At 72.5% G+C, this 6,887-nt stretch carries 6 protein-coding genes and 1 pseudogene; all 7 read right to left on the minus strand.

What is annotated here, in order from left to right:
• The coding region (locus CQZ88_RS12035) for a glutamate synthase central domain-containing protein (protein ID WP_308410801.1) at positions 1-1,509 on the minus strand (1,509 nt) is incomplete at its 3' end.
• 213 nt (positions 1,510-1,722) lie between these two features.
• On the minus strand, positions 1,723-2,574 hold the full coding sequence (locus tag CQZ88_RS12040) for a TM2 domain-containing protein (RefSeq protein ID WP_006947040.1): 852 nt from the start codon (positions 2,572-2,574) through the stop codon (positions 1,723-1,725).
• The gene (lgt, locus tag CQZ88_RS12045; protein ID WP_102799798.1) at positions 2,571-3,641 is read right to left on the minus strand and encodes a prolipoprotein diacylglyceryl transferase; all 1,071 of its coding nucleotides are present in this window, start codon (positions 3,639-3,641) and stop codon (positions 2,571-2,573) included. Before lgt ends, CQZ88_RS12040 begins: the two co-directional genes overlap by 4 nt.
• Complete coding sequence (gene trpA / locus CQZ88_RS12050; protein ID WP_006936959.1) at positions 3,638-4,447, minus strand: tryptophan synthase subunit alpha; 810 nt, start codon at positions 4,445-4,447, stop codon at positions 3,638-3,640. The genes lgt and trpA overlap by 4 nt, the downstream gene beginning before the upstream one ends.
• Entirely contained in the window at positions 4,444-5,703 is a 1,260-nt protein-coding gene (gene trpB, locus CQZ88_RS12055) for a tryptophan synthase subunit beta (RefSeq protein ID WP_044475995.1), read from the minus strand. Before trpB ends, trpA begins: the two co-directional genes overlap by 4 nt.
• A gap of 124 nt (positions 5,704-5,827) precedes the next feature.
• Positions 5,828-6,637, minus strand: a complete 810-nt coding sequence (gene trpC / locus CQZ88_RS12060; protein WP_006936963.1) for an indole-3-glycerol phosphate synthase TrpC — start codon at positions 6,635-6,637, stop codon at positions 5,828-5,830.
• 79 nt (positions 6,638-6,716) lie between these two features.
• Positions 6,717-6,887: pseudogene (locus CQZ88_RS30945) on the minus strand (Trp biosynthesis-associated membrane protein); the annotation flags it as partial.

Genomic DNA, 6,887 nt, shown 5'->3' on the forward strand with positions numbered 1-6,887 from the left:
ACGCGGCGACAGCACCGCGGGGGCGATGTCGGCGCCCATTGAGCCGAGCGGTTCGGCACCGGTCGCGGCCATCGGTTCGAGCAGCACCTCGAGGTCCTCGCGGGTGTACCCGAACAGCCGGTGCGTCCGGCCCTGGTCGTGGTCCGGGGCGGGGTGCCCGCCCGGGCGGGGCAGATCCGCCAGGTCGATCTGCCCGTCACGCAGCCACCGACCGTAGGGGTGGGCGGCAGCGAGGGTGTCGAGCAGTTCGTCGGGCGGCACGATGCGGCCGGCGACGGTGTCGACGAGGAGCATCCGGCCCGGCTCGAGTCGGCCCTTGTGCACGATGTGTTCCGGTGGCAGGTCGAGGATTCCGGTTTCACTGCCGAACAGGACGCGGTCGTCGGCGGTGCGGCACCACCGGCCGGGTCGCAGCCCGTTGCGGTCGAGCACGGCACCGAACAGCCGTCCGTCGGTGAAGGGCAGGCACGCCGGCCCGTCCCACGGTTCGAGCAGCGCGGCGTGGAAGCGGTGGAAGGCGCGTCGCCGGGGATCGAGGTCGGGCTCGTTCTCCCATGCGGGCGGGACGAGCATGGTCACCGCGTGCGGCAGCGAGCGCCCGGCGAGGTGGAGCAGTTCGAGGACCTCGTCGAGGGAGGCCGAGTCCGACATGTCGGGGGCGCAGACCGGGAACAACCGGGTCAGGTCGCCGGGCAGCAGGCCGGTGCGCAGGAGTCCCTCGCGGGCGTGCATCCGGTTGCGGTTGCCGCGGATCGTGTTGATCTCGCCGTTGTGGGCGCTGTACCGGAACGGTTGGGCGAGCCGCCACGACGGGAAGGTGTTGGTGGAGAAACGGCTGTGCACGAGCGCGATCGGGCTGGCGCAGCGCGGATCGCGCAGGTCGGGGAAGAACGCCGGCAACTGCTGTGCCGTGAGCATGCCCTTGTAGACGACGGTGCGGGCGGACAGCGACGGGAAATAGACGTCGCCGGTGTGCTCGGCGCGGCGCCGCAGCGGATACACCCGCCGGTCGAGGTCCACGCCGGCGGGCCGGACGCCGCCCGTGCGGGGGGCGGCGACGAACAGCTGGCTGATGTGGGGTCGGCACGCTCCGGCGGTGCGCCCGAGGCCGGACGGGTCGACGGGAACCTCGCGCCAGCCGAGGATCTGGAGATCCTCCTCGGCCGCGAGCGCGTGGATCCGCCGTCGCGCCGTCGCCCGGCGCCGCGGGTCGCGGGGCAGAAAGCACAGGCCGGTGGCGTAGTACCCCGGCGGCGGGAGTTCGAAGCCGGTGACGGCGTCGAGGAGCGCGGCGGGGACCGCGAGGGTGATGCCGGCGCCGTCACCGCTGGCGGGTTCGCGACCGCAGGCGCCGCGGTGGCCGAGGTTGCGCAGCGCGGTGAGTGCGTCGGCGACGGTGCGGTGGGTGCTGCGGCCGCGCAGGTCGACGATCGCGCCCACGCCGCAGGAATCCGATTCGCGGTCGGGGTCGTAGAGTCCGCGGGCCTCGGGCATCCCGGAATGCCGCACCGGTCCACCTCCACGTCGCCGGTGTGGCGGCGACGTCGCGCGTCGTCGGATGGGCGGCCCCGACGGGGTCGCCACGACGGGCGTGCGCTGCGGTATGGGTGGCCGGACCAGTTCCGCCCGACGATCGAACCGGGGATCGGTCCCGGTGGCGGCCAGTCTACGCGCGCGACGGCCCGCCGCGCGAGAGGCGCGACCGGCCGTCGGGTGGGTGGGTCAGGGCCGCAGCGGGCGGCCGTCGGAGTCGCGGACGCTGCCGGTGAGCATCATGATCCCGTCGATGACGGACCACACCCAGATCACCGGGATGATCACGAAGCCGACCAGGAGGATGGTCAGCAGTCCGCCGATCCACAGCCCCAGGAGCTGGATGAGGCCGACCGCGGTGCTTCCGAGGTAGAGCCGCCCGACCCCGCAGATCCCGACGAAGGGCAGCAGCAGCTGCAACAGGCCCGCGGTGGTCTTCGACTTGTCGGAGTAGGGCTCGCCCGTCGCCGGATCCCGTCCGTACGGCGCGGAGGGATCGCCGTAGGCGCCGTAGCCGGTGGGACCGTAGCCGCCGGTGGGACCGTAGCCCGGCCCGCCCGGGGACGGGTGCTGCGGCCCGCTCTGGAACTGCGGGTCGGGGGCCCCGTAGACGGGTCCGCTGCCGGCGTACTGCCCGCCGGTCGGCGCCTCGGTCCCGCCGGTGTGTGCGGTGCCGTACTGCGCTTCGCTCGACGGCGGTGGATAGCTCGGCGTGGTGCCCCAGCCGGGACCGTTGCCCATTCCGGAGTAGGTGTCCCAGCCCGGTCCGGCCGTGCCCCATGTGGGCGCGGTCGACTCGGTGGTGGGCGGCGGAACGGACAGCGACGCCTGGGCGGTCGGATCGTAGTCGGCGGTGCCGCCGAACGTGGGCAGCTCCGCGGTGGGGGCCGGCTCGCCGCCCTGCGGCGCGGCGCTCGACCCGGCAGCGGGGGCGGCCTCGGCGTCGGACTGTTTGCGCAGGTCCGGTCCGGCGGACGTCTCGTCCTTCTTCCGCAGATCCGGGCCCGTGGGGTCCGGGGATCCCGCGTCGGATGTGGTCACGACTTGTCCCCTCCGTTCTCGCTGCGCCTACCTGTCTCGACCTTACCGCCGGCCTCGGCCGATGCCACGGGCCCGGATGCGCCGTCCCGCTTCTCGTCGTCGGCCGCCCCACCGTCTCCGATCCCGTCGCCGGTTGCGGTGGCATCGGCTGCAACTGCGGCTGCGGTGGCGCCGTGCGGGTGACGGGACTTCAGTTCCTCCGGCGCTTCGCGACCCTTGCGGGCGAAGACGACGTAGGCGACGGCGAGGACGAACACGATGGCGGAGGTGAAGGAGTTGATCCGGATACCGGCGATCTCGGTGGCCGGATCGGACCGCATGAGTTCGACGAAGAACCGGCCCGCGCTGTATCCGGCCACGTAGAGCGCGAACAGCCGGCCGTGTCCGATACGGAAGCGCCGGTCGACGAACACGAGCAGCAGCACGACGAGCAGGTTCCACACCAGCTCGTACAGGAACGTCGGATGCACCACCGCCGCGACCTGCCCGGTGGAGATCCCGTCGATCAGGTCCGGGCTGGTCTGTCCCGCGTCGTTGCGACGCTCGTAGATCTCGAGGCCCCACGGCACGGTCGTCTCTCGACCGTAGAGTTCCTGGTTGAACCAGTTGCCGAGCCGGCCGATGGCCTGGGCCAGCAGGATCGCCGGGGCCAGCGCGTCACCGAAGGCGGGCAGGGGGATGCCGCGGCGACGGCACCCGATCCAGGCGCCGACCCCACCGAGGGCGACTGCCCCCCAGATCCCCAGCCCGCCCTGCCAGATCTTCAGCGCGTCGACCGGGTCGGCGCCCGCAGCGAAGTACTTCTGCCAGTCGGTGGCGACGTGGTACAGGCGCCCTCCGATCAGGCCGAACGGCACCGCCCACACGGCGACGTCGAGGACGGTGCCCGGCTCGCCGCCACGGGCGACCCAGCGGCGGTCGCCCCAGAAGATGGCGACGACGATCCCGACGATGATGCACAGGGCATAGGCCCGCAGCGCGATCGGCCCGAGGTACCACACCCCCTGCGGTGGACTGGGCAGATACGCCAGGACGGTAGCGGCGGCGGGTACGGCGGTGGAGGTCACGTGGCCACGCTAGCCGAGCGCACGCCCTCCGCGAGTTCCGTGGTGAGCGTGCGCAACGCGTCGGGGCCCTGCGCCACGGCGGCCACCAGCGCCGAGCCGACGATCACCGCGTCCGCGTAGGCGGCGATCTGCGCGGCTTGTTCCCGGGACCGCACGCCCAGGCCGACACCCACGGGGATCTGCGAGTGCTCCCGCACCCGGGCGACGAGTTCGGGCGCCATGTCGGAGACGGCGTCGCGGGCGCCGGTCACGCCCATCGTGGAGGTGGCGTAGACGAACCCGCGGCAGGAGTCGACGGTCATGACGAGGCGCTCGGCGGTCGACGACGGGGCGACCAGGAAGATGCGGTCGAGCCCGTGCCGGTCCGCCGCCGCGATCCACTGCTCGGCCTCGTCGGGGATGAGGTCCGGGGTGATGATCCCCAGTCCCCCGGCGGCAGCGAGGTCGCGGGCGAATTCGTCGATCCCGTACTTGAGGACGATGTTCCAGTAGGTCATCACGACGGCGTGGCCGCCGGCCGCGGCGACGGCCTCGACGACGCGGAACACGTCCCGCACCCGGAAGCCCGCGGTGAGCGCCTCGTCGGCGGCGGCCTGGATGGTGGGTCCGTCCATCACCGGGTCGCTGTAGGGGATGCCGACCTCGACGATGTCGCAGCCGGCCTGCACGAGCGCTTCGAACGCCTCGATCGAGCGCGGCAGGTCGGGGTATCCGGCGGGCAGGTAGCCGACGAGCGCGGCGCGGTTCTCGGCCTTGCATCGGGCGAAGACCTCACCGAGGCGGGACTGCGGCTGCTGGGCGCTCACTGCGCGGATCCTTCCGTCGTGTCGGAGGTGGCGGGGTCGGCGGGAAGGAGCCCGAACCACCGCGCGGCGGTGTCGACGTCCTTGTCGCCCCGGCCGGACAGATTGACCAGCACGACGGCGCCGGAGCCGAGTTCGCGGCCCAGCTTCAGGGCCCCGGCGACGGCGTGCGCCGACTCGATGGCGGGGATGATGCCCTCGGTGCGCGAGAGCAGCGAGAACGCCTCCATGGCCTCGGCGTCGGTGACGGGCCGGTAGTCGGCGCGGCCGATGTTCTTGAGGTAGGAGTGCTCGGGTCCGACGCCGGGGTAGTCCAGGCCGGCGGAGATCGAGTGCGACTCGATGGTCTGGCCGTCCTCGTCCTGCAGCAGGTAGGAGTAGGCGCCGTGCAGCGCGCCGGGCGTGCCGCCGGTGATGGTGGCGGCATGCCGCCCGGTTTCCACCCCGTCGCCGCCGGCCTCGAAGCCGACCAGGCGGACACCGGGGTCGTCGATGAAGGCATGGAAGATGCCGATGGCGTTGGATCCGCCGCCGACGCAGGCGGTGACGGCGTCGGGCAACCGGCCGGTGAGCGCCTGCACCTGCGCGCGCGCCTCGAGGCCGATGATGCGCTGGAAGTCGCGCACCATCATGGGGAACGGGTGCGGGCCGGCGGCGGTGCCGAAACAGTAGTAGGTGTTGTGGGCATTGGTGACCCAGTCGCGCATGGCCTCGTTGATCGCGTCCTTGAGGGTGCGCGAACCGCTGGTCGCGGCGACGACCTCGGCGCCGAGCAGGCGCATCCGGGCGACGTTGAGGGCCTGCCGCTCGGTGTCGACCTCGCCCATGTAGACGACGCAGTCGAGGCCGAGCAGGGCGCAGGCGGTGGCGGTGGCGACGCCGTGCTGCCCGGCACCGGTCTCCGCGATGACCCGGGTCTTGCCCATCCGCTGGGCGAGCAGGGCCTGCCCGAGCACGTTGTTGATCTTGTGCGAGCCGGTGTGGTTGAGATCCTCGCGCTTGAGCACGATCCGGGCGCCGCCGGCGTGTTCGCTCAGCCGCTTGGCCTCGTACACCGGGGAGGGCCGGCCGGTGTAGTCGCGCTGCAACCGATCGAGTTCGTCGAGGAATCCGTTGTCGACCCGCGCCTTGTCGTATTCGGCGGTGACCTCCTCGATCACCGCCATCAGCGCCTCGGGGACGAACCGGCCGCCGAAGACCCCGAAGTGGCCGCCGGGGTCGGGTTCGTGCGCGGTGTGCTCGGCCACTGCGGCGCTCATGCGGGGCAGACCGCGGCCCTTGGCGGAAAGTACGGGATCGTCTGTGCTCACCCGTCCAGTCTGCCCCAACGGCGGCCCCGGCCCGTCGCCGGGTCCGGCCCGTCGGCGCCGCGCCGGAATGCGGTCAGCGTGCGGGCTTCGGGCAGGACGGATGGGTGCCGGCGGTGACCAGTTCGGCGACCGCGTGGCGCGGGTCGCCGCTGGTCACCAGTCCCTCGCCGACGAGCACCGCGTCGGCACCCGCGCCGGCGTAGGTGAGCAGGTCGGAGGGACCGCGCACGCCGGACTCGGCGATCTTGACGACCTCGGTCGGCAGTCCCGGCGCGATGCGGGCGAACGTGCTCTTGTCGACCTCGAGGGTCTTGAGGTTGCGGGCGTTGACCCCGATGACGGTGGCGCCGGCCTCGAGGGCACGGGTCGCCTCCTCCTCGGTGTGCACCTCGACGAGCGCCGTCATGCCGAGAGATTCGACGCGGTCGATCAGCGACGTCAGCACGGGCTGCTCGAGCGCGGCGACGATGAGCAGCACGATGTCCGCGCCGTGGGCACGCGCCTCGTGGATCTGGTACGGGCCGACGATGAAGTCCTTGCGCAGCACCGGGATCCGCACCGCGCGCCGCACGGCGTCGAGATCGTCGAGACTGCCCTGGAAGCGGCGCTGCTCGGTGAGCACGCTGATCGCGCGGGCACCGCCGGCCTCGTAGGCCTTGGCGAGTTCGGCGGGGTCGGTGATGTCGGCGAGCGCCCCCTTCGACGGGCTGGCCCGCTTGACCTCGGCGATGACGGCGATTCCCGGCTCGAGCAACGCGGCCTTGGCGTCGATCGGCGGGGGCGCGGCAGCAGCGGCGGCCTTGACCGCGGCGAAGTCGAGGACCGCCTCCCGGGCGGCGACGTCGGCGCGCACCCCTTCGAGTATCGAGTCGAGAACTGTCATCGTGGCTCGAAGTCCTTTCGCCCCTGTCAATCCGATGTGAGAAAACTCATCGGAGTTTCTTGAAGAGTAGTGTGCGCGCTCACCGGCCCGTGCGGCGGGTCCCCGAATCGTCGGCGCCGCCCTCTCCCCCTCGATCGGCGGCCGGGTCGTCGGCGACGTCCACCGTGGGGTCCTCGCCCGCGTCGAGCGCGTCCCACAGGGTGCGTTCGGTGACCGGCTCGTCGGCGGTGTCCCGGCGGGTGGTGGCCTC

It is taken from the genome of Rhodococcus sp. ENV425, from assembly GCF_002887785.1.
GTDB lineage: Bacteria > Actinomycetota > Actinomycetes > Mycobacteriales > Mycobacteriaceae > Rhodococcus > Rhodococcus aetherivorans.